At 64.5% G+C, this 24,159-nt stretch carries 25 protein-coding genes; 13 read left to right on the top strand and 12 right to left on the bottom strand.

Translation table 11 applies throughout. The features are described 5' to 3' along the window. The first annotated feature begins 144 nt into the window (after positions 1 to 144). Positions 145 to 903 (top strand): SDR family NAD(P)-dependent oxidoreductase, encoded by a 759-nt coding sequence (locus AB7008_RS19310; protein WP_441259305.1) that lies wholly within the window; start codon positions 145 to 147, stop codon positions 901 to 903. 160 nt (positions 904 to 1,063) lie between these two features. Here the strand turns inward: AB7008_RS19310 and AB7008_RS19305 are convergent, their stop codons facing one another. After that, positions 1,064 to 1,768, bottom strand: a complete 705-nt coding sequence (locus tag AB7008_RS19305) for an alpha/beta fold hydrolase (protein WP_441259304.1) — start codon at positions 1,766 to 1,768, stop codon at positions 1,064 to 1,066. 457 nt (positions 1,769 to 2,225) lie between these two features. Here AB7008_RS19305 and AB7008_RS19300 point away from each other — a divergent pair, with 457 nt between their 5' ends. After that, positions 2,226 to 3,233, top strand: coding sequence for an alpha/beta fold hydrolase (locus tag AB7008_RS19300; RefSeq protein ID WP_248882363.1), 1,008 nt, complete (start codon positions 2,226 to 2,228; stop codon positions 3,231 to 3,233). A 163-nt stretch (positions 3,234 to 3,396) separates the two neighbouring features. Here the strand turns inward: AB7008_RS19300 and AB7008_RS19295 are convergent, their stop codons facing one another. The 11 genes from AB7008_RS19295 to AB7008_RS19245 all read right to left on the bottom strand — a co-directional run bounded on the left by AB7008_RS19295 (position 3,397) and on the right by AB7008_RS19245 (position 12,822). Further along, a complete protein-coding gene (locus AB7008_RS19295) occupies positions 3,397 to 4,440 on the bottom strand; it encodes a 5-methyltetrahydropteroyltriglutamate--homocysteine methyltransferase (RefSeq protein ID WP_441259303.1) in 1,044 nt (347 codons plus the stop codon). A gap of 35 nt (positions 4,441 to 4,475) precedes the next feature. Further along, positions 4,476 to 5,345, bottom strand: coding sequence for a fumarylacetoacetate hydrolase family protein (locus AB7008_RS19290; RefSeq protein WP_248882361.1), 870 nt, complete (start codon positions 5,343 to 5,345; stop codon positions 4,476 to 4,478). A 3-nt stretch (positions 5,346 to 5,348) separates the two neighbouring features. Beyond that, positions 5,349 to 6,008: a polysaccharide deacetylase family protein gene (locus AB7008_RS19285; RefSeq protein ID WP_248882360.1), complete on the bottom strand. Its 660-nt coding sequence runs from the start codon at positions 6,006 to 6,008 to the stop codon at positions 5,349 to 5,351. 9 nt (positions 6,009 to 6,017) lie between these two features. Further along, positions 6,018 to 6,815, bottom strand: coding sequence for an ABC transporter permease (locus AB7008_RS19280; RefSeq protein ID WP_028155758.1), 798 nt, complete (start codon positions 6,813 to 6,815; stop codon positions 6,018 to 6,020). Positions 6,816 to 6,822: 7 nt separating this feature from the next. After that, positions 6,823 to 7,629 carry an ABC transporter ATP-binding protein gene (locus AB7008_RS19275; protein WP_041956016.1) on the bottom strand — a complete coding sequence of 269 codons (807 nt, stop codon included), beginning with the start codon at positions 7,627 to 7,629 and terminating at the stop codon, positions 6,823 to 6,825. Then, entirely contained in the window at positions 7,608 to 8,363 is a 756-nt protein-coding gene (locus tag AB7008_RS19270; RefSeq protein ID WP_441259302.1) for an ABC transporter permease, read from the bottom strand. The genes AB7008_RS19275 and AB7008_RS19270 overlap by 22 nt, the downstream gene beginning before the upstream one ends. Before the next feature lie 2 nt (positions 8,364 to 8,365). Then, positions 8,366 to 9,325, bottom strand: coding sequence for an ABC transporter substrate-binding protein (locus tag AB7008_RS19265; RefSeq protein ID WP_039150588.1), 960 nt, complete (start codon positions 9,323 to 9,325; stop codon positions 8,366 to 8,368). Positions 9,326 to 9,377: 52 nt separating this feature from the next. Continuing rightward, the gene (locus tag AB7008_RS19260) at positions 9,378 to 10,106 is read right to left on the bottom strand and encodes a GntR family transcriptional regulator (protein WP_028155754.1); all 729 of its coding nucleotides are present in this window, start codon (positions 10,104 to 10,106) and stop codon (positions 9,378 to 9,380) included. 81 nt (positions 10,107 to 10,187) lie between these two features. Further along, positions 10,188 to 11,009: an N-acyl homoserine lactonase family protein gene (locus AB7008_RS19255; protein WP_441259301.1), complete on the bottom strand. Its 822-nt coding sequence runs from the start codon at positions 11,007 to 11,009 to the stop codon at positions 10,188 to 10,190. Between the two features lie 21 nt (positions 11,010 to 11,030). Next, complete coding sequence (locus tag AB7008_RS19250; RefSeq protein WP_027575101.1) at positions 11,031 to 11,417, bottom strand: carboxymuconolactone decarboxylase family protein; 387 nt, start codon at positions 11,415 to 11,417, stop codon at positions 11,031 to 11,033. A 28-nt stretch (positions 11,418 to 11,445) separates the two neighbouring features. Beyond that, positions 11,446 to 12,822, bottom strand: a complete 1,377-nt coding sequence (locus AB7008_RS19245; protein ID WP_304494641.1) for an MmgE/PrpD family protein — start codon at positions 12,820 to 12,822, stop codon at positions 11,446 to 11,448. Between the two features lie 226 nt (positions 12,823 to 13,048). Between AB7008_RS19245 and AB7008_RS19240 the strand changes: the two genes are divergently transcribed. From AB7008_RS19240 to AB7008_RS19190, 11 genes are all read left to right on the top strand, one after another. Continuing rightward, complete coding sequence (locus AB7008_RS19240; protein WP_304493634.1) at positions 13,049 to 13,942, top strand: NAD(P)-dependent oxidoreductase; 894 nt, start codon at positions 13,049 to 13,051, stop codon at positions 13,940 to 13,942. Positions 13,943 to 13,972: 30 nt separating this feature from the next. Continuing rightward, a complete protein-coding gene (locus AB7008_RS19235) occupies positions 13,973 to 15,367 on the top strand; it encodes an MmgE/PrpD family protein (RefSeq protein WP_441259300.1) in 1,395 nt (464 codons plus the stop codon). A 112-nt stretch (positions 15,368 to 15,479) separates the two neighbouring features. Next, positions 15,480 to 16,415, top strand: a complete 936-nt coding sequence (locus AB7008_RS19230) for a branched-chain amino acid ABC transporter permease (protein WP_441259299.1) — start codon at positions 15,480 to 15,482, stop codon at positions 16,413 to 16,415. A gap of 2 nt (positions 16,416 to 16,417) precedes the next feature. After that, positions 16,418 to 18,190 (top strand): branched-chain amino acid ABC transporter ATP-binding protein/permease, encoded by a 1,773-nt coding sequence (locus AB7008_RS19225; RefSeq protein WP_304493631.1) that lies wholly within the window; start codon positions 16,418 to 16,420, stop codon positions 18,188 to 18,190. Beyond that, the gene (locus AB7008_RS19220; RefSeq protein WP_304493630.1) at positions 18,177 to 18,884 is read left to right on the top strand and encodes an ABC transporter ATP-binding protein; all 708 of its coding nucleotides are present in this window, start codon (positions 18,177 to 18,179) and stop codon (positions 18,882 to 18,884) included. The genes AB7008_RS19225 and AB7008_RS19220 overlap by 14 nt, the downstream gene beginning before the upstream one ends. A 31-nt stretch (positions 18,885 to 18,915) precedes the next feature. Next, complete coding sequence (locus tag AB7008_RS19215) at positions 18,916 to 20,166, top strand: ABC transporter substrate-binding protein (protein WP_441259298.1); 1,251 nt, start codon at positions 18,916 to 18,918, stop codon at positions 20,164 to 20,166. 34 nt (positions 20,167 to 20,200) lie between these two features. Continuing rightward, complete coding sequence (locus AB7008_RS19210) at positions 20,201 to 21,436, top strand: ABC transporter substrate-binding protein (protein WP_304493629.1); 1,236 nt, start codon at positions 20,201 to 20,203, stop codon at positions 21,434 to 21,436. 53 nt (positions 21,437 to 21,489) lie between these two features. Then, a complete protein-coding gene (locus AB7008_RS19205; RefSeq protein WP_014496467.1) occupies positions 21,490 to 21,870 on the top strand; it encodes a carboxymuconolactone decarboxylase family protein in 381 nt (126 codons plus the stop codon). 15 nt (positions 21,871 to 21,885) lie between these two features. Then, entirely contained in the window at positions 21,886 to 22,656 is a 771-nt protein-coding gene (locus AB7008_RS19200) for an SDR family oxidoreductase (protein ID WP_304494160.1), read from the top strand. A gap of 19 nt (positions 22,657 to 22,675) precedes the next feature. Further along, positions 22,676 to 23,416: an SDR family oxidoreductase gene (locus tag AB7008_RS19195; RefSeq protein WP_028155745.1), complete on the top strand. Its 741-nt coding sequence runs from the start codon at positions 22,676 to 22,678 to the stop codon at positions 23,414 to 23,416. A 23-nt stretch (positions 23,417 to 23,439) separates the two neighbouring features. Next, complete coding sequence (locus AB7008_RS19190) at positions 23,440 to 24,153, top strand: GntR family transcriptional regulator (protein WP_014496470.1); 714 nt, start codon at positions 23,440 to 23,442, stop codon at positions 24,151 to 24,153. Positions 24,154 to 24,159 lie beyond the last annotated feature (6 nt).

Genomic DNA, 24,159 nt, shown 5'->3' with positions numbered 1-24,159 from the left:
ATTCTTTGGCTGCAATCCTGCCTTCGATTTTTGAGGTACGCAACTAAAATTCTGATCTATGCACCTCACGCGAGGAATGGCTAAGGTTGGCGGGACAACTGGGCGGCGCCTCGCCCCGCCCGCAATGCAACTTGAGAGGTGCCCATGGCAGCCGTTTATTCCGACCTCGCCGGCAAGGTCGTTCTCGTCACCGGTGGCGCATCGGGGATTGGGGCTGCGATCGTGCGGCGCTTCGCGCAGCAGAAATCCAATGTCGTGTTTTTCGACATCAAGGCCGATGAGGGCCAACGCCTCGCACGCGAGCTGTCGGATCAGGGTCTGGCTGCACATTTCCAGCGCGTCGACCTGACTGACATCGCCGCGTTGCGCGCCGGGGTCGTCGAGGCGCGCAAAGCACACGGCGCGATCACCATCCTCATCAACAATGCCGCACATGACGAACGGCACAACACCGAAGAGATGACGCCGGAATACTGGGACGACCGCATCGCGGTGAACCTGAAGCACCAGTTCTTCGCTGCGCAAGCCGTGCTGCCGGACATGAAGGCGGCCAACGCTGGCGCCATCATCAATTTCGGCTCGGTGTCGTGGATCGCCGGACAAGGCGGCATGGCCGCGTACACGGCCAGCAAGTCGGGCGTGGTCGGTCTGACGCGCTCCCTCGCGCGCGACTACGGTCCCTACAATATCCGCGTGAACGCGATCGCGCCGGGCTGGATCATGACCGAGCGCCAGCTCGAAAAGTGGATGACGCCGGCGGGCGAGATCGAACTGCAGCAGCGACAGTGCCTGAAGCGCCGGCTGGTGCCGGACGAGGTCGCGAAATTCACCGTCTTCCTCGCCTCCGACGAGGCCTCCGCCTGCACCGCTCAGCACTACATCGTCGATGGCGGCTGGGTCTGAGATGGTTTGAAGGTGATGGGCGGACCAGGGCTCGAACCTGGGCCACGCCAATTAAGAGTTAGCGTGGCTTCGTCCAGGAGTTTGCACAAGCCGAGGCCGCGAAGCCTATTGGAAAAGAAGCCAATGGCACTCTCAATCAGCTCACGCTGATAGCGACCGTTCAGCCGTGTTGCTGCGCGGCGTCCGGACGTGCGGGAGTGACGGCCTCGCGTATCATTTCGGCGACCAGCTTCGGCGCGGTGATCGGCGATGCATGATCGACTTTCTCGGAGCGAACCTGCGCACCCATCCGTCGTGCCAGGAATAGCTGTGTCGCCGGATTGATCATTCGATCCTCCTCGGCGACCAGGTACCACGACGGCTTTGCCTTCCATGCTGCTTTCGGAGCCTTTTCCTGGATTGCCGCGACGGCGATGGGACGCTGGATCGCAGCAAGGAGCGCAGCCTGCTCAGGTCGGGCATGCTGGCACCAGGCCGCGCCAAACCGGTCGTTCGGCATCCAGAGCAAACCATGACTGTCGGGGGTGAGTTTCGGCGCCTCCGGCGAGGGCTTGTCGCGATAGAATATCTGCGCGACTGTTTCGCCTTCGTCGGGGGAGAGAGCCGAAATAAAGACCAGAGACCGCACTCTGTCCTGCGTGATCGCACCTATCACGGCGCCGGCATAGGCATGTGCGACAAGGACAACCGGCCCGTCGGTCCGCTCCAAGGCGCGTTCAAGCGCCGCGACATCATCTGATAGCGATGTGAGCGGAATCGGCGCCGCCATCGTCTTCAGTCCCGCGGACTGCAGCAGCGCAATGACGTGCGCCCAGCTTGAACCGTCGGCCCAGGCGCCGTGGACGAGAACGACGGTGGCGTCCATCCCCGCCGCTTCCGATCTTCCATTGACGTCGCGGACGACCTTCTTGCTCGCTCGGGTATTTGCAACCGCCGGCGCGATCACGCCGAATTGTGCTGCCGCAACAGTCGTTGCCGCAGCACCAACGAAACGCCGGCGGTCGTGGTTGATTTCGTCGGACATGGATCCTCCATTGCGCTGGCGGCTTGCGTTGACGCACCTCCGCTTACCCTGACCTCCCGCTATTCGGCGACGCGACCACATTGGTTACAGGCGGAGGATCATTCCAGCGATCACTTCCCGACTGCCCCCGCCTCTGCTCCATCGCGCCAGCCGGATGACCGAAATCATCAGCACGAACGGTTCAGTGACGCTAATCCTGCGAAAGCGCGCTTCCACGCAGGTGCTAACATGTCTCACCGCGTCGTCATTGAGGGGGCGTTTGCCAGGAGCGTCGCGCGAACCTCGAAGGACCTCAGGGATGACAGAAAAGACAAAGATCGAGCGCCGCACCTTCGTCCAGGTGATGACCGCGGCCTCGAGCGCCGCTCTATCACTGGCGCTTCTGCCGCGGCGCGCGGCCGGCCAATCCCCAAACAACTCCGCCTCGAACGCTTCCGATCTCTTCGAGACAAAGGAGATCAAGACCGATGACAACACCATTTTCATCAGGCGCTACGGGAGCGGATCCCCACTGCTCATGGTCCATGGATTTCCTCGAACCAGCCTGATGTGGCGTCATGTGGCGCCGCATCTCGCCGGCAATCGCACGGTCATCTGCGTCGATCTTCGTGGATATGGCCGCAGCGGCGTTCCCGCATCCACGGAGGATCACTATCCCTATACGAAGCGGGCGATGGCGAATGAGCTTGTCGCCGTGATGGATAAGCTCGGCTTTTCCAAATTCGATCTGGTTGGTCACGATCGTGGCGGTCGCGTTTCCTACCGCCTTGCGCTCGATCACCCGGAGAAGGTGCAACGTCTCGCAGTGTTTGACGTGCTGCCAATCTCGGAAGCCTGGGGCCACGCCGACGCAAAGTTCGCCATGACCTACTGGCCATGGAGCCTCCTCTCGCAGAAGGCACCGCTTCCCGAAAAATACCTGATCGGTGCGCCGGACGCGGTATTCGACAATCCCTTCGGCCAGGGCTCATTTGGCCCCGAAGTGAAAGCGGAATACACCGAAACCTACCGCGATCCGGCTCGGGTGCATGCGATCTGCGAAGAGTACCGCGCGGCCGCAACCCTGGATATCGAGCATGACAAGGCGGACCAGAAGGAAGGCAGGCGCATCAAGTGCCCTATGCTGCACCTGTGGGCTTCCGGCGGTCCACTCGATACATTCTACGAGCAGAGTGGCGGCGCATTGGGAATTTGGAAGAAGTGGGCCGACAACGTACAAGGTCGGGCCGTCAAGGGCGGTCACTTCTTTCCCGAGGAAAACCCCACCGACACAACAGAGCTTCTAACCAAATTCCTCTCAGCTTGAACGGCGGCGGTCACCTCCGCGGCAATGTCGTCCTCGCCAATGAGGACGAATGTTCAACGTCGTGAAACTGGTCCTTGAGCCGAAGCCCGCGCAGATTTCGACCGGGCTGGCCACAGCCAGGCGGTGGCCGGCGAACGAACCATCTTCGCCGGCCCAGCTTTGTTCAGCCGATCTCCCGCCGGACCATGGCCGCCGCATCGCACATCGCCTTCAGTTTCCCGAACGCGGTTGCGCGCGGCATGTACTTCATGCCGCAATCGGGCGCCGGGACCAGGCGGTCCGGCGAGACGTATTTCAGGCCGTTGCGGATACGGGCAGCCACGGTGTCGACGCTCTCGATCGCCGGATCTGCGAGGTCGAGCACGCCGAGCATGATCTTCTTCGACGACAGGTCCTTGAGCACGCCGAGGTCAAGCTTCGGCTGCGCGGCCTCGATCGAGATCTGGTCGGCAATGGTGTCGTCGAGCTCGGCGAGGAAGGAATAGCCGGCCGGCTTGTTCGAGCCCGGCACGACCGCGGCATAACCGAAACAGAGATGCACGACGGTCGGCACCGTGATGCCCTGCAATGCGCGGTTGATCGCCTTGACGGCGTAGCGCTTGGCGAGATCCGGATTGTTGCGCACCCAGGGCTCATCGAGCTGGATCACGTCTGCGCCGGCCTTTTGCAGATCGAGCGCCTCAGCATTGACGGCCTCGGCCAGGGCCATCGCGAGTTCCTCCTCGTCCTTGTAGAACTCGTTCTTGGCCTGCTGGCTCATGGTGAACGGGCCCGGCAACGTGATCTTGGCGGCGCGATCGGTGTTCTTGCGCAGGAACTGCATGTCGTGCAGCTCGACGGGTCCCTTCCGCTTCACGGGACCTACGACGCGCGGCACCGGGGTCTGGGTGTTGCCGGTGCGCGCCACGATCATCGCGGGATTGTCCCCGTCGATGCCGTCGAGTGCGGTGGCGAAGCGGTTGGAGTAGCTCTCGCGGCGGATTTCGCCATCGGTCACGATGTCGATGCCGGTGCGCTCCATATCGCGGATCGCGACGATGGTCGCATCGTCCTGCGCCTCTTCCAGATGCTCCGCCGGCAACCGCCACATGTCGTGCAGGCGGGTACGCGGCACCACCTTCGACAGCATCGCGCGATTGACCAGCCATTCCGGCTGCGGGTAGCTGCCGACCACCGTGGTCGGCAGGAGATGCGTTGGCATGGGCATGGGATTCTCCTTCTTATTGTTATCGAGCGCGGCTCTCAGGCCGCGCGCGTCGCCGTGGCCGATCCCTCGTCCTTGACGGGATTGCGCAGGATGCCGATGCCGGAGATCTCGATCTCCACGACGTCGCCGCCCTTCATCCACAGCGGCGGCGTGCGATAGGCGCCGACGCCGCCGGTCGTTCCGGTGACGATGACATCGCCGGGCGCAAGCTCGGTGAACGTCGAGCAATAAGCAATCAAGGCCTGCACGTCGAAGACGAGATCGGAGATCGGGGCCTTCTGCACCTCGACACCGTTCAGCCGGGTGATCAGCGTCTGCCTGGTCACGTCGGTCAATTCGTCGGTCGTCACCATCCAGGGCCCGAAGCCGCCGGTGCCGGCAAAGTTCTTGCCCGGTGCGAATTGCGAGGTGTGGCGCTGCCAGTCGCGGATGCTGCCGTCATTGTAGCAGGCATAGCCGGCGACATGGCTCAGCGCAGCCTCGCGCGAGATGCGGCGGCCGCCCTTGCCGATGATAACGGCCATCTCGCCCTCATAATCGAAACGTTCTGATTCCAGCGGCCGGATCATTGGCTGACCATGACCGACTTGGCTGTTGGCGAAGCGGGTGAAGATCATCGGATGCGCCGGCGTCGGGTGGCCGCTCTCGGCCAGATGCGTGGCGTAGTTGACGCCGATACAGAAGATCTTGTCGGGATCGGGCACCGTTGGCAGCAACGCGACATCCTGCAGCGCGTAGTCGGGCTTCTCACCGGCGAGTTTCTTGAGCTCGTCGAGCGATCCCTTCGCAAGCAGCGCCTTCAGCGTCGGATATGCCTTCAGGCGCTTGCCGGCGTCGATGACGCCCTTGTCGGTGACGATGCCATAGCTCGCGGTGCCGGCGATCGTGAAGCTTGCAACTTTCATCAGTCAAACACTCTCTTCGATGGAGGAAACATAGTCGTTGATCGGAAGCGCGATCTCGCCATTGCGGATCGGAACGCATTGCGGCGGGAAGTCCTGGCGAAAGCGGGCGCCGGCCGCCTCGGCAGCGTCAAGGAACCGTTCGAGATGGACCATCGCGCCGGTCGGGAGATCGTGCAGCACCATCAGCGTCCAGGGCTGCCGGTTGCACTGGTCGAGCGCGCGCTCGATCCAGCCGTCGGGGTCGTCCCAGTCGCGCGGAATCGCATTCCAGAGCACGCAGCTGTGCCTGTTGCGGGCGAGATAGTCCACAACAGAGGGTTTCAACAGCCGCGCATCGAGATTGCCGCCGCCACCGAACGGCCGGAACCAGCGCTGGGGATGCGCGAGATCGGAGATCGCAGACTGCGTGCGGCCGATTTCGTTCTCTGCCGTCCCGCGATCCGCCTGCTCGCCGAGCGGAATGGTGTGCGTAAACGTGTGATTGCCGATCCAGTGCCCCTCCCCGTGCGCACGCACCGCAAGGCCGCGCCGCGCGGGATCAACGAGCTTCTCGCCGATGACGAAGAAGGTGGTCTTGATGCCGCGCTCGGCGAGAATGTCGAGCACACGCGGCGTCACATCCAGATCAGGGCCGTTGTCGAATGTCAGGGTCAGGTCGTACACGCCAGTACCTCAGGTCGCCGGCTGCATCGCGCCCGACGCGATGTCGTCGTTGGCCTGACCGGCCCGCGTGCCGGTCTGCCAGATCGCCGCCTTGCGCTCGATCCAGCGGATCGCGGCGTTGAAGGCAATGGCGAGGAACAGCACGAGCAGCACGCCCGCGAACACGTGCGGACTGTCGAGAATCGTGCGGTAGCGCGAGATCAGATAGCCGATCCCGGCCGACGAGATCAGCATCTCCGAGACGACGACGCCGACGATCACCAGCGCGCCGCCGACACGCAGGCCCGACAGCACCGTCGGAATCGCCGCCGGGATGATGACACGGATCAACCGCTGGCTCAGCGTCGCGCCCATGCTGCGCGCGGCAAGCAGGAGCTGCGGGTCGATGGTCTGGATGCCGGCGGCGGTGGCGAGCATTGTCGGCAGGAAGCCATAGATCGAGGCGAACGCGATCTTGGACTCCGAGCCGATGCCGAGCCACACCGTGAAGACGGGATAAAGGATCACGAGCGGCACCGCATACAGGCTCGACACCATCGGCATGATCAGGACGCGCGGGCGCGGCAGGCTGCCGACGATCGCGCCGAGCAGGATGCCGCCGCCGCAGGCGAATGCCATGGAGACCACGACCTCGTAGAGCGTCACTGCGAGCGCATGACCGTATTCGGCGGCATCGGTCCATCCGGCGATCAGCGTCGACGACAGCGACGGCAAGAACAGCTCGGGAATGAGACCGGTGCGCGGCAGCAGCTCCCATAGCGCAATCAGCCCGATCACGATCAGATATCGCAGCGTTTTGGCGCTCATCTCCACCTCACGCCGATTTGCGGATGTGCCGCCAGATGCGGTCGCGCAGCGCGCCAAAGGCGTCCCCGCTCAGCATCTCGTAGGTGCGGGGCCGCGGCAGCTGGACCTGGAGATGGTCGACGATGCGGCCGGGCCGCGCCGACATCACGATTACCTCGTCGGCGAGATAGACAGCTTCGGTGAGGCTGTGCGTGACGAAGACGACCGTCTTGCCAGTCGCGGCCCAGATCCGTAGCAGCTCGTCGCCCATGGTCATGCGCGTCTGCTCGTCGAGGGCGGCGAACGGCTCGTCCATCAGCAGCACCGGCGGGTCCTGCACCAGCCCGCGCGCGATCGAGACGCGCTGCTTCATGCCGCCGGACAATTCGTGGGGATGACGCCTGCCGAAGCCGTCGAGGCCGACCAGCTTGAGCGCATCCTGCGCCTTGGCGCGGCGCTCGGCCTTCGGCACGCCCCGCAGCGCCAGCGGAAATTCGACATTGTCCTCCGCCGTCAGCCAGGGAAACAGGCTCGCCTCCTGGAACACCACGCCGACCCGGTCGGGGTCGGGCTGCAGGATCGGCGCGCCGCTGATGGTGATCGTGCCGGAGGTCTGCTGGCGCAGACCCGCCATCATCATCAGAAGGGTCGACTTGCCGCAGCCGCTCGGGCCGACCAGCACGACGAAGCGGCCGGGCTTGACCTCGAGCGAGACATCCTCCAGCGCGACGACGTCCTGCGACCTTGTCTTGAAGACCTGGCCGACATTCTTCACCTCGATCGCGCCGGCCCGCGCGGCGGGCTTCAACGGGGTCACGTTCGCCAATGGCTGCATCGCGTTTCCACCCATCTGACAAGTTCGTTGAAGGTCATGGCGATCGCGGCGACCATCACGACGCCGGCGAGGAGCTGCTTCATCTGGAAGTTCTCGCCCCAGGTCGCGATCTGGTGACCGATGCCATCACGCGAGGCGTACATCTCGGCCAAAATCACGCCGGTGAGGTTGAAGATCATGGAGATCCGCAACGCCTCTAGCAGCACCGGCAGCATGCTTGGCAGATGGACCCGGAACGCCGTCTGCCATGGCGTTGCGCCATAGGAGCGCGCCACCGTCAAATGCTCGACCTTGACCGATTCCACCGCCGTGGTGGTCGACATGATCACGATGAAGATCGTCGAGAAGAAGCCGAATCCCACCTTCTGGGCAAAACCGACGCCGAACACCAAGATAAACATCGGCAGGAAGATCGACTTCGGGATGCTGAAGGCAAAGAACAAAAGCGGCTTGGCCACGTCCGCAAAGTAGCGGTTCTCCGCGACCAGGAAGCCGATCACCGCACCGAACGGCACGGCCAGCGCGAACGCGGCCAGCACCTCGGTCGCGGTCACCATCAGATCCTTCTGCACCGCCGCGCGCTGCAGGAGATCGCCGAGCGTTGCAAACGTATCGGACGCCGACGGCAGCAGTCGCGGATTGACGACGCCGGTGCGCGACAGCACCTCCCACAGCGCCAGGACCGCGATGATGATCGCGATCCGCGCAAGGTTGATGATGAACGTGCTTTGCATCGTTACGGCTTGGTCGGGACGGGCTTGAACTTGGCCGAGATCACGTCCTCGACCGGCACGATGTCCTTGAGCCCGCCGAGCTTGGCGAGGTCGAGCGAGAGCTGCACGGCCGCATTGACGTTGGCCGCGCCCATGTCGCCGCTGGTCTCGAGCTTCATGATGGTGTTGTCGTACTCCAGGCCCGCGATCTCCGGCGGCATTTCATAGAGCTCGGCGATCAGCTTGACGGTGACGTCGCGGTTGGCGCGCATGAACGCGACCGCGCCGTAGAGGGCGTTCACCGCCTTCTGCACCATCTGGGGCTTGGCCTCGGCGAATTTGTCGAGCACGATCCAGCCTGCGGTGAGGTTCGGCGGAACCGCGGTCGCGTAATCGAGGATGGTCTTGGCCTCGCCGGACTTCGAGATCTGGAAGCTCAGCGGCGAATAGACCACGGCCGCCTCGACGTTGCCGGCCAGCAGGTTTGGCACCAGGCCACCGCCGCCGACGGGAACGCGCGTAAAATCGATCTTCTTGTCCTGGATGGTCCACAGCGCGAGCAGGTCGGAGCCGGAGCCGGCCGCGGTGATCGCCACCTTCTTGCCGTTGAGGTCCTTGACGTCGAGTGTCGACTTGGTCGGGACCATCAATTGCCAGCCGAAATTGCCCATCGCGGCATTGGCGACGATCCGCGACATCACGCCCTTCTTGCGTCCGGCGGAGACCAGCGACGGCGGATCGAGAATGATGTCGGCCGCGCCCGCAGCCATGCCCTCGAACGTCTCCGCGCCGCTGCGGTAGATCGTGAGCTCGGCCTGAATGCCTTCCTTCTCGAACAGTTTCTGCCGCACCGCCGTCTCGGCGATCGTCGTCGGCCAATAGGTCTTCGTCGGCAGGCCGACGCGGATGGTGTCGGCGGCGCTCGCAGGCCCCGCCAGAATTGCGGCGGCGATCAGCGACATCAGCGCGTGATTGATCTTCATTATTGGCTTCCTCCCGGTCTCTGTTTTTTGTGTGCCGGATTTTTCCGGATCGTCAGGTCGTACGGCTCACCTCCGCAATGCGAGAGGCGGCGAGCTCGACGAATTCTTTGGTGATGCCGAAGTGCTTTGACAACGCGCGAACTGCCGCATCCGCATCGCGCCTGATCACGGCGGCGACGATCGCCTTGTGTTCGGCTTCGACGTTGCGCGGCTTGCCACCGGCCTCGCGGCGGATCGAAAGGCGGCGATATCGCTCGCTCTGCTCGTGCAGCACGTCGCGGAAGCCGAGCAGCCATGGCGAGCCGCACGCGTTGACCAACGCGCGATGGAAGATGCGGTGACGGACCACCCACTCCTCGTAGTGCACGGTCGGATCGTCGGGATAGCGATGGGGAACGGCCTTCAAATCCGCCCAGGCGGATTTCACCGATTCGAGCCAGGCCTCATCGCCCCGCTCGATCGAGCGACGGAGCGCAAGCCCCTCGATGTCGATCCGGGTCTGCGTCACGTCGGCGAGATCGGCGAGCGACACCGGGCTCACGCGAAAGCCACGCTGGTCCGACGCCTGTACGAGCCCGTCCGCGACAAGTCGCGACAGCGCCTCGCGCACCGCGGCGAGGCTCACGGAAAACTGTTTGGCGAGCCCCGCGATATGCAGCTTCTGGCCCGGAGGCAGCCGCGTCGCCAGGATGTCAGCGCGCAGACGTTCGTGCAGCGCCGACGTCAGGCTGCGCGGACCATCCCCGGGGCTTCCGGACAACTGGAATTGAAGCGGACCCATGGTCGGATGATTGCAAGGCGGCGGCCACGGGTCAACAGAAAATCGAAAATCGATTTTTTCTAGCTTAGGTTACGCTACGCCCTACCCAACGTCCTGGGAATGCGCCGCCCTGGACGGCGCCACGTCAAGACGAACCGCGACGCCCTCCAAATCCGGGCTTGGCGCCGGGTAGAGCTTCATGACGAGCGGATCGTGGCCGGGAACGATGTGGTCCGCGTCCGGCGCTGCGGCTCGCAGCTTGTCAAAGCCCACCAGCATGTCACCGACGTGAAATGCCGTCGTGAACGGACGCTCGCTCGTCATGTTCTCGTAGAAATGACTGACGTCCGAGGCGAGCACGACCGGGCCGCGGCGCGTGTTGACGCGGACGAACTGAAGGCCGGCTGAATGCCCGCCCGACGCGTGGACCGTCAGTCCGGGCGCGATCTCGGCGTCGCCGTCGTAGAACAGCACCCGGCGCGCATAGTTCAGCCGCACGATCCCGCAGACGTCCTCGACCTCGAAGGAATGCGACAGCCTCGGATACTGCATATAGCGCCCGGTGGCGTAGGCGAGCTCGCGCTCCTGAAGATGAAACCGCGCATTCGGAAACCGGTCGAAATTGCCGGCGTGATCGTAGTGCAGATGCGTGAGGATCACATCCTTGGCGTCGGCCACGTCGACATCGAACGCGGCAAGCGTCTCCACCGGGCAGCGCAGGAATGTTCGCCTGCGCTGCTTTGCGATTTCGGCGTTGAACCCGGTGTCGATGACGAAGGTGCGGCCACCTCCCCTCGCCAGCCACATGAAATAATCCATCGGCATCGGCCCATCATGCGGGTCGCCGCCGATGAAGTGCTCGCTCCGCTGCGCATCCCGCGTTGCATAGCGGATGGCGAAGAGCTCATATTCCGGATCGGCCATGGGGCTTCCAATCAAGCGGGCTCACGAGCCCGCATCGACCTCGTTGAAGGCCTCGCGCGCGTTGCGGAAGGCGTCGATACCGGCGGGAACGCCGCAATAGACCGCAACCTGGAGCAGGATCTCCTTGATCTCCTCCTTGGTCAGCCCGTTCTTCAGGGCGCCCTTGACGTGCAGCTTCAGTTCGTGCGGGCGGTTCAGTGCGCCCAGCATCGCCAGATTGACGATCGAGCGCGTGCGGCGGTCGACGCCGGGCCGCGTCCACAGCGCGCCCCAGCAGAACTCGGTCGACCACTCCGCCATCGTGCGCGTGAACTCGTCGGCACCGGCGATCGACTTGTTGACGTAGTCCTCGCCGAGCACCTCTTTACGAACTTTGAGGCCCTTTTCGAACAGTTCGGTCTTGCTCATGATCGTCCCTTTCCGGTCTTGAGAGATTCTAGTTGGAAATTGTTTGGCGCGACGCCGATGGCGGCCGCAGTGATTGCAGCAGCGTGGCGAGGTCGTCCGCTGCATCGAGCCGCCAGACTGCATCGATGACGCGGTCCGCGTCCCAGTCACTTCGACCGGTCCTCACGCCTTCGCGCAGCTTCTCTTCGATCTCGCGGTCTGAAAGCGGCGCAGCCCGGCTGCCGCGCGGCGAAGTCACGGTCTCTGTGAGAATTTCACCAGACGACAGGCGCAAGGTGACGCGCGCAGCGCCATCGGGCATCTGAGCATCAAGCTCCGCCCTCACCTTCTGCCGCAGCCGCGCGATATCGGGCCGGCCCACGGTCTCCTGCGCGAACTCGGCCACACCGGCCGCGCCGAGCAACAGCCCGCAAGCTGCACAATGATGGATGCTGACGCGCGCGTCGCGCTCGTTGTTGACCGGGCGGTCGCCGCGCGCGAGCAGCAGTGCCGAGCCCTGCACTGTCACCGACTCGATCTGATCAACGCGTCGGCCAATTCGTTCGCGCAACAGCAGGCAGGCGTCGATGACCGAATGGAACACGATGCCGGCGGGATAGGGCTTGTAGGTGTTCTTCGCGATCTCCCAGGTCTTGCCGGGGCCATCGAGCATGCGGGCGAGATCCGGCTCATCCCCCATGGTGCGCGCCCAGCCGAGCGGACCTTCGATGGCGCGGGGCGCAGCCTCGTAGCCCTGCTGCGCGAGCAGTGCGGCGAACAACCCGTTGCGCGCGGCATTGCCCACGCTGACATTCTTGGCGGCGCTTGGCAGATTCTCGACATTGCCGGCCGACTGGCTCGCCGCAAGTCCGATCGCGTTCGCAATCCCTTCCGCTGGTAGCCCCAACAGCTTCGCGCACGCCGCCGCGGCGCCAAAAATCCCGCAGGTCGAGGTGATGTGCCAGCCACGGGCGTAATGGCGCGGCGAGACAGCGTTGCCGATGCGGCATTCCACATCCACGCCGAGGACGAACGCCGTCAGCACCGCGCGCCCCGTCAGCTTGCGCGTCTCAGCTAACGCCAATATCGGCGCGGCGACCGGCGCGGCCGGATGGATGATCGTTTCAGGGTGCGTGTCGTCGAAGTCGAGCAGATTCGCCGAGATGGCATTGAGAAACGACGCGCACAGCGCGTCCATGGACTGCGAATGGCCGATGATTGTCGATGTCGCGGCGCCGCTGAACGGCGCCAGCGTGCGCATCGCGGCCGTGACCACCGGATCGCGTGCGGAGCCGAGCGCGGTCGCAAAGAAATTGAGGATCGATCGCTTCGCCTCAGGGCTCTGCGCCTCCACGTCCGCCCACGACGAGGACGCGACGAAATCGGCGAGCGTCTTGCTCACACTCGGAATTGAAGCTTGCGGCACGCGGGGCGTCTTCCTCGTTTTCCCGGACCTTATGACGATCCGCGGCAAACTGTCGACCCTAAATGTTATGCTTGACAGCTTGTCTGACAATCATAACAATCCGGCCCGTTGGCGCGGGATCCCGCCGCCACGACGACGGCGGCCGAGAAGGCCGGCCGGCGAAAGCGTTTGACCAACGAGATCAAGAAGGCGCGCCCGTCACGGGTCGCGCGACAGGGAGTAGACAATGGCGGGAGAGATTCTCGGCGTAATCGGCACGGGCCGCATGGGCGGCCCCATGGCGGGGCGATTGATCGACGCGGGCTATTCGCTCGTCGTCTATGACACGCAGACCGAGGCGGTACAGCCGCTGGTCAAGCGCGGCGCGCAAGCTGGCAAATCGCCGGCCGATGTCGCCTCCCGCGCCGACATCGTGCTCGCCAGCCTACCGACGCCCGACATCGTCAAGGCCGTCACACTCGGACAAGACGGCATCAGCAGCGGCAGCCGCGCCAAGATCGTCATTGATCTCTCGACCTCCGGTCCCGGCGCGGCAAAGATCGTTGCGGAAGGCCTGAAGGCCAAAGGCATGACGCTGGTCGATGCACCCGTGAGCGGCGGCATCAAGGGCGCCGTCAACGGCACGCTGGCCGTGATGGTCTCCTGCCCGCAGGCGACCTACGAGACCGTGCAGCCGATCCTGAAGAATTTCGGCAAGCTGTTCTACACCGGCGACAAGCCCGGCGTGGCACAGACGGCCAAGCTCGCCAACAATCTAATGGCGGCCGCGGCGCTGGTGATCACGTCCGAGGCCGTCGCGATGGGCGTCAAAGGCGGCGTCAACGCCAAGGTGCTGATCGACATCATCAACGCCAGCAGCGGCCGCAACAGCGCGTCCGAAGACAAATTCCCCCGTGCGGTGCTGCCCGGCACCTTCGATTTCGGCTTCGCCACCGGCCTCTCCTACAAGGACGTCCGTCTCTGTGTCGATGAGGCCGAGGCCATGGGCGTGCCGATGGTCTGCGGCGCGGTGGTGCGGCAGATGCTCGCGATCACCAACGCCAAGTATGGCGCGTCGTCCGACTTCACCTCGATTGCCAAGGTGCTCGAGGAATGGGCCGGGGTCGAGATGCGCGGCTGATCACGCAAGCCTTCAGGGAGAGCGATTGCGATGACGATCGGCCCGACCGGATCAGGCAAGGTCTCGCTCGCGCGCCAGATGGCGCGGAGCGTGCTTGCGCTCGATCTCGGAGATTTCGGGCCGGAGGTCGTCGCGAAGGCAAAGCTCTGCCTGCTGGACTTCTTGTCCTGCGCCTTCGAGGCCGGCCATCATCCCTGGAGCCGTCAGGCGGTTGGGATCGCGCAGGCCGGCGGCAGCGCAACGATCATCGGCACCTCGCAGCTGTCCTCACCCGCCGATGCCGCCTTCGCCAACGCCGTGATGGGACACGGCCTCGTCCGCGAGGACATGCATGCGGCCAGCATCGCGCACCATGGCGTCGTGATCTGGCCGACGCTGCTCGCGCTGTCGGAGCAGACGCCGCTGCACGGAGCCAAACTGCTCTCGGCCGCCATCATCGGCTATGAGACCGGCGCGCGGATCGGCCGCGCGCTCCTGACCTCCGACCTCGCACGCCTCTATCGCCCGACGGGGCTGGTCGCACCTCCGGGTGCGGCGCTGGCGGGAAGCTTCGCGCTCGGCCTGTCCGAGGACGCCGCGACCAGCGCCGTCGCGATCGCGGCCAATACGTCCAGCGGGCTGAACGAGTGGCCGCATGCCGGCGGCTCCGACATGTATTTTCATCCGGGCTTTTCGGCCAGCAACGCGATCAAGGCGGTCGGTCTTGCCGCGGCCGGCGCGTTCGGCTCGGAAACCATATTGGAGGGCGAAGCCGGCCTGTTCGCCGCCTATCGACGCCAGGCCGCGCCCGACAGCATCACGCTCTTCCCCGATGGCGAGAGCGAGATCATGGCCGTCTACAACAAGCCGGTCCCGGCCTGCAATTTCGCGCAGACCGCGGCCCAAGCAGCGCTTCGCGTCTCGGATGAGCTTGCCAGCACTGAGGAGATCGACCGCGTCATCATTCACGCACCCGATGCCGCCGTTCGTTATCCCGGCTGCGACTCGATAGGCCCCTATCGCAATGCGCTCCAGGCCAAGATGAGCATTCCCTTCAGCGTCGCTGCCACGCTGGCGCGGGGCGAGATCGAGGAAGAGAACTATTCCGAACTCGATGATGCCGACATCATCCGCTTGGTCTCAGTTACCGATCTCAGGGCAGATCCCGGCTTCACCGCCGCCTTCCCCGGCAAGCAGGGCGCGGAGGTGACCGTGCATCTGCGCGCCGGCCGGACCATCCGGCACGCTTTGCCCGACGTCATCGCCGCAACGCCTTCAGATATTCGTGCGCGCTTCCGCGCCGCCGCCACCAGAATTCTTGGCGAGGACCGCGCGCACCGGCTCGAGCAACTCATCGACGGCTGCGAGCAGCTCGGCAATGCCGGCGACATCGCCGCGCTGTGTCGTTTGGATGCGCCGGAACGAGTTTTACGATCGGCATCATAAGAAATGCCAAGCAATACGGGGGAAACATGGTCGACCGGGAGACCAGCCTAGCAGCGCCGACGGCGCACAATCGCCAGCCAGCCGGCGCTCGCGCCGCGCGGAGGCGGGGCTGATGGAAGGTTTCTTTCAAGCGCTCGCTGCGGGCCTTTTGATCGGCGCCGTCTACGGCCTGATGTGCGTCGGGCTCGGCCTGATCTTCGGCGTCATGCGCGTCATCAACTTCGCCCATGGCGATTTCATGATGCTCGGCATGTATACCGCCTTCTATCTCTTCACCGCGGCCGGCGTGCAGGCGGTGTTCGGCAATGCGATCGGGCCGTTCGTCGCCATCCTGCTGGCCGGGCCCGTGCTCGCCGTGTTCGGCTATTTCGTCCATCGGACACTGATCTCGCACGTCTCGGGTACCCGTACCGCCTCGCTGGAAGGTGAAGGCCATTACGCCCAGCTCATCCTCACGCTAGGCATCGCCCTGATCCTGCAGAACGGCGGCCTCATCGTGTTCGGCTCGGTGCTGGCCTCGATCCGCACGCCGCTGTCGAGCTCGGCCTGGGAGCTCGGCCCCTTCTTCGACACGAGCATCTTCCTCAACAAGGCCCGCAGCATCGATGCGATCGTCTCGCTGGCGATCATGATCCTGCTTTCGCTACTGATCACGCGGACGCGGATCGGCAAATCGCTCCGCGCCGCCGCCGACAATCCGACCGCCGCGACCTATATGGGCATTGACGTCGACCGCGCGCATCGCACCGCCTTCGCGCTCGGCTGCGGCATCACCGCGATTGCCGGTGGCCTGCTCGCGACCAACTATCCGTTTCATCCCTTCGTCGGCCTCGAATACGTCATCGTCATGTATGCCGGCGTCGTGCTCGGCGGCATGGGCAGCATCATCGGCGCCTTCTGGGGCGGCATGACGATCGGCCTCGTGCAGCAGATGTCGACGCTGATCCTGCCGACGCAATTGCAGAACGCCGCGATCTTCGCCGTGTTCCTCCTCATCATCTTCTTCCGTCCGCAAGGTTTCTTCGGGCGCATGGTCGAGAGGACGTGACCATGCTGCGGATGCGTTCACTGCTGCCTCCCCTGCTCTTCACGCTCGCTTACGCCGGGATCTCGCTCGGCGTCACCAACTCCTATTACCAGCTCATCCTGACGCTGGTGCCAGTGTGGGCGGTGTTCGGCCTGTCCTGGAATTTGCTGAGCGGCTATACCGGGCTGATCTCGTTCGGCCACGCCGCCTTCTTCGGGATCGGCGCCTATGCGACCGCGCTCGGGCAGATTTATTTCGATATCTCCCCCTGGCTGCTGATCCCGGTCGCCGCCATGCTCGGCGGCATCGCCGGGCTATTGATCGGATTTCCGACCTTCCGCCTCCAGGGCCACTACTTTGCGCTCGCGATGCTCGCCTACCCGCTCGCCATTCTCTACGTGTTCGAGTGGCTCGGCTTCCAGGAGGTGACGCTTCCGATCAAGCGCGACGCGCCGATCGCCTATATGCAGTTCTCCGATCCCCACATCTACACGCTGCTGGGGCTCGCCATCATGCTTGCCACCATCGTGCTGACGCAGGTGATCGAGCGATCCCGCTTCGGCATGGCGCTGCTCGCTATCAAGCAGAACGAGGCTGCGGCAGAAGCGGCCGGAATCAACACGCTGGCCTGGAAGCTGCGCGCGATCACGCTGAGCGGCGCGATCGCCGCCGCCATCGGCGGGTTCTATGTGCAGGTGCTGCTGGTCGTGACCCCGCAATCGGTGTTCGGCATGCTGGTGTCGGCGCAGGCATTGACGGTCGCGATGTTCGGCGGCGTCGGCACGGTCTGGGGCCCGGTCATCGGCTCCGTGATCCTGATTCCACTCGCCGAGATCCTGCACGCCGAGGCCGGTGCGCGCATCCCCGGCATTCAGGGCGTCATCTTCGGCCTGGCCATCGTGTGTGTCATCCTGCTCGCGCCGGAAGGCCTGTTCTGGAAACTGCGCGATCTCCTGCGCAAGCGAAATGCATCCAAGGCCCCGGCTAGCGACACTCCGGAAGCGGCCGCCGCCAACGTCACGGCGCTGAAGCCCGCCGCGCGGCAGCGTGCGGCCACCGGCGAAGTGGTGCTCGAGGTTCGCGACCTCTCGCGTTCCTTTGGCGGACTCAAAGCCGTTCAGAACGTCAGCTTCAAGCTGCACAAGAACGAGATCCTCGGCATCATCGGTCCGAACGGGGCCGGCAAGACCACGCTGTTCAACCTCCTCAACGGCTTTCTGAAGCCGAGCGAGGGCGAGGTGTTGATCGACGGCCGCAACATGTCCGGCCAGCGGCCGCACACGATCTGCGAGGCCGGCATCGGACGCACCTTCCAGGTGATGCGACCATTCCTGCGCATGTCGATCCTCGACAATGTCGTGGTCGGCGCCTATGTGCGCGCCCGCTCCGACGCGGAGGCACGCAAGCTTGCCGCCGACGCGGTCGCCCGCGTCGGGCTCTCGGCCGTGGCCGATCGCGTCGCCGGCGAGCTTTCGACCAAGGAGCTGCGGCTGATGGAGCTGGCCCGTGCGATTGCTGGCCAACCGCGCATCCTGCTGCTCGACGAGACGCTCGCGGGCCTCGGCCATGGCGAGGCGGACGAGGTCGTCGCCGTGATCCAGCAGCTCGCACGCGACGGCATGACCATCGCCATCATCGAGCACACCATGCAGGCGATGGTGCGCCTGGTGGACAGGTTCCTCGTGCTCGACCACGGCGCCGTCATCACCGAGGGCCTGCCGGAAGTGGTGACGCGCGACAACCGGGTGATCGAGGCCTATCTCGGCAAGAAGTGGGTGGGCCATGCTGCGAATTGAGGGATTGAGCGCGGGCTATTCGGCCAAGCCCGTCCTGAACGACGTGTCGATCAATGTCGGCGCGGGCCAGTTCGTTGCGATCGTCGGGCCTAACGGCGCCGGCAAGACCACCCTGTTCAAGACGATCTCCGGCATCGTGAGGCCGAGTGGCGGAGCAATTACGTTCGACGGCGTCGATCTGCTCGCAGTGCCGCCGCCGCAGCGCGCCCATCTCGGCATCGCCCATGTCCCCGAGGGCCGTCAGGTGTTCCCGTCGCTGACGGTGATGGAGAACCTCGAAATGGGTGCGATGACCGAAAGCGGCCGGCGCGACTGGCAGGCCAACATCGAGCGCATCTTCGAATGGCTGCCGGTACTGAAGGAACGCCGCAATCAGTTCGCCGGTACGATGTCCGGCGGCCAGCAGCAGATGCTCGCGATCGGCCGCGGCCTCGCCTCATCGCCGAAGCTGCTGATGCTGGACGAGCCTTCGATGGGGCTCGCGCCGTCGACCGCGGACTTCATCTTCGAGCGGCTGATCGATATCCGGCGTCAGTCCGGGCTGACCATGCTGCTGGTCGAGCAGCGCGTGGCGGAGGCACTGGAGTCCGCCGACCACGGCTACGTCCTCGAAGCCGGGCACGTCGTGCTCGAAGGCAACAACGACACGCTGCGCGCCGATGACCGCGTGCGCAAAGCCTATCTCGGCATGTGACGAACAAAAACAAAGAGCAGGGAGAAACAAAATGAACAAGACATCGAAGGGCAGGACATCGAACGGACTCACGCGCCGGACCGTGCTGTCCGGCGCCGCCGCCGTGGGCCTCGCCGGCGTGGCACGTGCGCAGGCGCCTAGTGAGGTCAAGGTCGGACTGATCGTCCCGCTATCGGGCATCTACACCCGCCCCGGCCAGGTGATGAAGATGGGCGCCGAGATGGGCATCGAGCACATCAACGCGCAAGGAGGCATCAAGGCCCTCGGCGGCGCCAAGCTGAAGCTGGTCGTGATCGACTGCGGCGACACCACCGAGAAGGCCAAGAACGCGGCGCAACGCATGGTGGCGCAGGAGCCCGATCTGGTCGCCGCCACCGGCTCTTATCTCTCCTCCTTCACCCTTGCCGTCACCGAGGTGACCGAGCGCGCCGAACTGCCGGTGCTGACACTGTCCTATTCGGACCTGCTGACCGACCGCGGCTTCAAATACATCTTCCAGACCGCCGCGACCGCGAGCCGTCAGTCCGAGCTCGGCCTGCCGACGCTGATGAAGCTCGCCGAGAACGCGTCGGGCAAGAAGCCCAAGACCGTGTCGATGCTGATGGACAACACCGCAACATCAGTCGCCACAGCCAAAGCGCTCAAGGAAAAACTGCTCGCACAGGAAGGCCTCCAGCTCGTCGTCGAGGAAGTCTGGACCCCGCCGCTGTCGGATGCCACGCCGCTGATCCAGAAAGTCCGCTCGGCCAAGCCCGATTTGCTCCTGTTCATGCCGAATGCAGTGTCGGATGCCAAGCTGGGGCTGGAGAAGATCAGCGAGTTCGGTCTCGGCCAGGGCAAGATCCCGACGGTGTCCTTCAGCATCACCATCGCCGAGCCGGACATGCTCCAGAGCGTGAGCCCGGAGACCGTGCAGGGCATCATGACCATCGTCGCCAACTGGGGCTCGAAGGGTCACGAGGCCCTGATCGCCGAGCTCAAGGCCAAATACAAGGAGCCCTGGATGACGCAGAACGTCATCTCGACCTACGGCGACATGTGGCTGATGAAGGAAGCGCTGGAGAAGGCCGGCAAGGCCGACCGCAATTCGGTCGCACTGGCGTTCCGCACCATGGATGCCGGCCCGTCGAAATACTATCCGGGCGGTCAGCTCAAATTCGACGAGAAGGGCCGTCGCGTCGGCGCTGGCGTCGTCATCGTGCAATGGCAATCGGGCGTGCCTGTCACCGTCTATCCGCCCGAACTCGCGCAGGCACAGCCGTTCTGGCCGAAGAAATCATAAAGCGTCGCGAGATTTTTCAGGGAGGAGAATTATCATGACTGCAAAGAACAAGTTCACGATCTCGCGGCGAACATTGCTTGCCGGTGCGTCCGGCACGCTGATCGCATCCCGCGCCTGGGCGCAGCAACCTTCCGAGGTAAAGGTCGGCCTGCTGGTGCCGATCTCCGGCCTCTACGCCCGCCCGGGAACGGTGATGCGCGAAGGCGCCGAGATGGCGGTCGACCACATCAACGCGCAAGGCGGCATCAAGGCGCTCGGCGGCGCCAAGCTGAAGCTGGTCGTGCTCGATTCCGGCGACACCACGGAAAAGGCCAAGAACGCCGCCCAGCGCATGGTGGCGCAGGAGACCGATCTGGTTGCGGCCAGCGGCGCATACCTGTCCTCGTTCACGCTCGCGGTGACCGAAGTCACCGAGCGCGCCAGCCTGCCCGTCCTCACCCTCTCCTATTCCGACCTGATCACCGACCGCGGCTTCAAATACGTGTTCCAGACCGCGGCCACAGCAGGTTCGCAGGCACGGCAGGCGTTGCCCCAGATCATCAAGCTGGCGGAGACGGCCTCAGGCAAGCGGCCGAAGACGGTCGCGATCCTGACCGACAACACGGGGGCCTCGATCGCCTCCGCAAAGGCGATGCGCGAGGGCCTGCTGGCGGAGAACCAGTTGCAGCTGATCGTCGACGAGACGTTCACGCCGCCGCTGGCCGATGCGACGTCGCTGGTGCAGAAAATCCGTTCGGCGAAACCCGATCTGCTGTTCTTCCTGCCGACGGTGATCTCGGACGCAAAGCTGCTGCTCGAGAAGATGAACGAGTTCGGCCTCGGCCAGGGCAAGATTCCGACCATCTCGTTCGGCATCGCGATCGCCGAGCCCGACATGCTGCAAACCGTGAGCCCCGAACTGCTCCAGGGCGTACTGACCTGCGTCGCGAGCTGGGGCGCCAAGGGCCACGAGGCCCTGATCGCCGAATTGAAGACCCGCTACAAGGAGCCGTGGATGACGCAGAACGCGATCTCCACCTATGGCGACATGTGGGTGATCAAGGACGCGCTCGAGAAGGCGGGCAAGGCCGACCGCGTCGCCGTCGGCGAGGCGCTGCGCACCATGGATGCCGGCCCCTCGAAATATTATCCGCTGGGCGAGATCAAGTTCGACGAGAAGGGCCGCCGCGTCGGCGCCGGCATGACCATCGTGCAGTGGCAGTCCGGCGTGCCGGTGACGGTGTTCCCGCCCCAGCTCGCGCTGGCGCAGCCGTTCTGGCCCAAAAACTGAACTGAGAACTCACCTAAGAACTGACAACGTCCGAACGAGAAACGGAGAACACCATGGACAAGGCGACCTACGACCGCGGGCTCGAAATCCGCAAGAGCGTGCTCGGCAACGAGTTCGTCGATAAGGCGATCGCGTCCGCGGACGAGTTCAACCGTCCGATGCAGGACCTCACAACGGAGTATTGCTGGGGCTACGTCTGGGGCCGCGACGGCCTGACGCGCAAGACGCGCAGCTTCCTCAATCTGGCGATGCTCTGCGCGCTCAACCGCCCGCACGAGCTGAAGACCCATGTCCGCGGCGCGCTCGCCAACGGCGCCACCAAGGAGGAGATCCGCGAGGTCTTCATGCAGGTCGCGATCTATTGCGGCGTGCCGGCCGGCGTGGATGCGTTCCGGAACGCGAAGGAAGTCTTCGCCGAGCTCGACAAGAAATAACGGAGCGTGACGACGATGAAGGGCAAATGGGCACTCGTGACCGGTGCGACCGCGGGCCTTGGCCTCGCCGTCGCGGAAGGCCTTGCCGGCGCTGGCGCCAATATCGTCCTTCATGATCTCGTCGCGCCGAAGCAGGCCGCGGATGATCTCCGCGCCCGCTTCGGCGTCGAGGTCGTCTCGGCCGGCGCCGATCTCGCCCAGCGCGAGGCGATCGAGGCCATGATGGCCGATCTGCTCGCCCGCTGCGGTGCCATCGATATCCTCGTCAACAACGCCGTGGTCAGGCATTTCTCCGCGATCGAGCAGTTTCCGCCCGATCGCTGGGAGCAGGCGCTGGCCGTCAACCTGTCGGCGCCGTTCCATTTGATCCGCCTGGCGCTGCCGGCCATGAAGCAGCGCGGCTGGGGCCGGATCATGAACATGGGCTCGATCTATTCGAGCCGCGCGGTCGAGGATCGCATCGACTACGTCACCACCAAGACTGCGATTTTGGGCATGACCCGTGCGGTGGCGATCGAGACGGCGCGGAGCGGCATCACCTGCAACACGCTCTGCCCGGGCACGCTGCCGACGCCCGCGATCCTGAACAAGATCGCAACGATCGCGTCGAACAGCGGCCGTCCGGTCGACGACGTGACCAAGGAATATCTCGGCGAGCGCCAGCCGACGCAGCGTTTCGTCGAAATGAATGCGGTCGCCGCCATGGTCGTCTTTCTCTGTGGGCCCGCGGCAAACGATATCACCGGCGCCAGCCTGCCGATCGACGGCGGCTGGTCAGTCGCATGAAAGCATTGGGAGTGTTGCGATGACTGAACAATCGGGCCAAAGCGTCGTGCTAACGGGTGCCGCCGGCGGCATGGGACGCGCCATCACCAAGGCCTTGCTGGAAAGCGGCCGCCGCGTCGTGCTGGTCGATCGCGACGCCAAGGCGCTTCAGGAACTCGCGTCCACGGCGGGCGACGCGGTGTTTCCGATCCAGCTCGACATTAGCGATGGGCAGGCCGTGGATCGCCTGCCGGACGCTATTCCTGCGCAGTTCAAGCCGGTCGACGTCCTCATCAACAACGCCGGGCACGATATCGGTGGGCGGACGCGGTTCGATGCCGGCTCCGCCGACGACTGGTCCAACATCATCCAGACCAATCTGATCGGCCTGATGCGCGTCACCCGCGCGATCCTGCCCGACATGGTCAGGCGCAACGCCGGCCATGTCGTCAACATCAGCTCCATCAACGCGGTCCGGATCGTCCCCGATATGGCCGCCTACAGCACCAGCAAGGCGGGCGTGCACATGTTCACCGAGACGCTGCGGGGCGAGCTGGCGGAAACCGCGATCCGGGTCACCGAACTCCAGCCAGGCCTGACCCGGACCAACATCATCCTGACCCGCTACCGCGGCGACAGGCAGAAGGAAAAGGACTATTTCGACCAGTTCAGGATGGCGCTCGAGCCTGCCGATATTGCCCGTTCGATCGTCTTCGCCCTGGACCAGCCCGCGCACGTTCAAATTGCCGAAATGATGATTCTGCCTGTAAACCGGTACTGACTTTTCCCAACCAGGGTCCGGACATGGAAAGACGTAGCGAATTGCAGTCGACACTCCGCATCGAGGACGTCCCGACCGTCCGGGCGATGGTCGCGCAAAAGCTGCGCGAGGCGATCATGTCCGGAACACTCAAGCCCGGCCAGCGCCTGGTCGAGCGCGAGCTCTGCGAGATGATGGGCGTCAGCCGGCCCTCGATCCGCGAAGCGCTGCGGGCCCTCGAAGCCGACGGCCTCGTCAACATCGTCCCGCACCGCGGCCCCGTGGTCTCCACGATCAGCCTCGAAGAAGCCCGGCAACTCTACGCGGCGCGCGCGGTGCTCGAAGGTTTCGCCGGTCGCGAATGCGCCAGACTCCACGATCCGGAAGTGGCTCGACGGATCGGGGAAGCCCTGGCACGGCTGAAGGCGGCCGCAGCCAAGCAGGACCTCGTCGGGAGCCTCGAAGCCAAGACCGACTTCTACGCCGCGCTGATCGGCGGCTGCCGCAACGCCTTCATCGAGCGCATGCTCAAGCCGCTGCATGACCGGATCCAACTGTTGCGGATCACGTCGATGTCGCAGCCGAAACGGATCAACAAGAGCCTGCGCGAAGTCACCGCGATCTGGCGCGCGATCCAGAACGGCGATCCGGATCTCGCCGAGCGCTGCTGCGTCGATCACATCAATGCGGCTGCGGTGGCCGCGCTCGACATGATTGAACGAAACGCCGCCAAGGAGGCGACGCCCTCCGACGACTAGAAAAAC

The sequence above is a fragment of the Bradyrhizobium sp. 521_C7_N1_3 genome (assembly GCF_052075975.1).
In the GTDB taxonomy this organism is placed as follows: Bacteria; Pseudomonadota; Alphaproteobacteria; order Rhizobiales; family Xanthobacteraceae; genus Bradyrhizobium; species Bradyrhizobium japonicum.
Note: the sequence above shows the minus strand (reverse complement) of the source record. Positions and strands in the feature narration are given on the sequence as shown.

Excerpts from the sequence above, each read along its gene's own strand:
- AB7008_RS19310 (WP_441259305.1), top strand. The coding sequence starts at position 145 with ATGGCAGCCGTTTATTCCGACCTCGCCGGCAAGGTCGTTCTCGTCACC.
- AB7008_RS19305 (WP_441259304.1), bottom strand. The coding sequence starts at position 1,768 with ATGGACGCCACCGTCGTTCTCGTCCACGGCGCCTGGGCCGACGGTTCA.
- AB7008_RS19300 (WP_248882363.1), top strand. The coding sequence starts at position 2,226 with ATGACAGAAAAGACAAAGATCGAGCGCCGCACCTTCGTCCAGGTGATG.
- AB7008_RS19295 (WP_441259303.1), bottom strand. The coding sequence starts at position 4,440 with ATGCCCATGCCAACGCATCTCCTGCCGACCACGGTGGTCGGCAGCTAC.
- AB7008_RS19290 (WP_248882361.1), bottom strand. The coding sequence starts at position 5,345 with ATGAAAGTTGCAAGCTTCACGATCGCCGGCACCGCGAGCTATGGCATC.
- AB7008_RS19280 (WP_028155758.1), bottom strand. The coding sequence starts at position 6,815 with ATGAGCGCCAAAACGCTGCGATATCTGATCGTGATCGGGCTGATTGCG.
- AB7008_RS19275 (WP_041956016.1), bottom strand. The coding sequence starts at position 7,629 with ATGCAGCCATTGGCGAACGTGACCCCGTTGAAGCCCGCCGCGCGGGCC.
- AB7008_RS19270 (WP_441259302.1), bottom strand. The coding sequence starts at position 8,363 with ATGCAAAGCACGTTCATCATCAACCTTGCGCGGATCGCGATCATCATC.
- AB7008_RS19265 (WP_039150588.1), bottom strand. The coding sequence starts at position 9,325 with ATGAAGATCAATCACGCGCTGATGTCGCTGATCGCCGCCGCAATTCTG.
- AB7008_RS19260 (WP_028155754.1), bottom strand. The coding sequence starts at position 10,106 with ATGGGTCCGCTTCAATTCCAGTTGTCCGGAAGCCCCGGGGATGGTCCG.
- AB7008_RS19255 (WP_441259301.1), bottom strand. The coding sequence starts at position 11,009 with ATGGCCGATCCGGAATATGAGCTCTTCGCCATCCGCTATGCAACGCGG.
- AB7008_RS19250 (WP_027575101.1), bottom strand. The coding sequence starts at position 11,417 with ATGAGCAAGACCGAACTGTTCGAAAAGGGCCTCAAAGTTCGTAAAGAG.
- AB7008_RS19240 (WP_304493634.1), top strand. The coding sequence starts at position 13,049 with ATGGCGGGAGAGATTCTCGGCGTAATCGGCACGGGCCGCATGGGCGGC.
- AB7008_RS19235 (WP_441259300.1), top strand. The coding sequence starts at position 13,973 with ATGACGATCGGCCCGACCGGATCAGGCAAGGTCTCGCTCGCGCGCCAG.
- AB7008_RS19230 (WP_441259299.1), top strand. The coding sequence starts at position 15,480 with ATGGAAGGTTTCTTTCAAGCGCTCGCTGCGGGCCTTTTGATCGGCGCC.
- AB7008_RS19225 (WP_304493631.1), top strand. The coding sequence starts at position 16,418 with ATGCTGCGGATGCGTTCACTGCTGCCTCCCCTGCTCTTCACGCTCGCT.
- AB7008_RS19220 (WP_304493630.1), top strand. The coding sequence starts at position 18,177 with ATGCTGCGAATTGAGGGATTGAGCGCGGGCTATTCGGCCAAGCCCGTC.
- AB7008_RS19215 (WP_441259298.1), top strand. The coding sequence starts at position 18,916 with ATGAACAAGACATCGAAGGGCAGGACATCGAACGGACTCACGCGCCGG.
- AB7008_RS19210 (WP_304493629.1), top strand. The coding sequence starts at position 20,201 with ATGACTGCAAAGAACAAGTTCACGATCTCGCGGCGAACATTGCTTGCC.
- AB7008_RS19205 (WP_014496467.1), top strand. The coding sequence starts at position 21,490 with ATGGACAAGGCGACCTACGACCGCGGGCTCGAAATCCGCAAGAGCGTG.
- AB7008_RS19200 (WP_304494160.1), top strand. The coding sequence starts at position 21,886 with ATGAAGGGCAAATGGGCACTCGTGACCGGTGCGACCGCGGGCCTTGGC.
- AB7008_RS19195 (WP_028155745.1), top strand. The coding sequence starts at position 22,676 with ATGACTGAACAATCGGGCCAAAGCGTCGTGCTAACGGGTGCCGCCGGC.
- AB7008_RS19190 (WP_014496470.1), top strand. The coding sequence starts at position 23,440 with ATGGAAAGACGTAGCGAATTGCAGTCGACACTCCGCATCGAGGACGTC.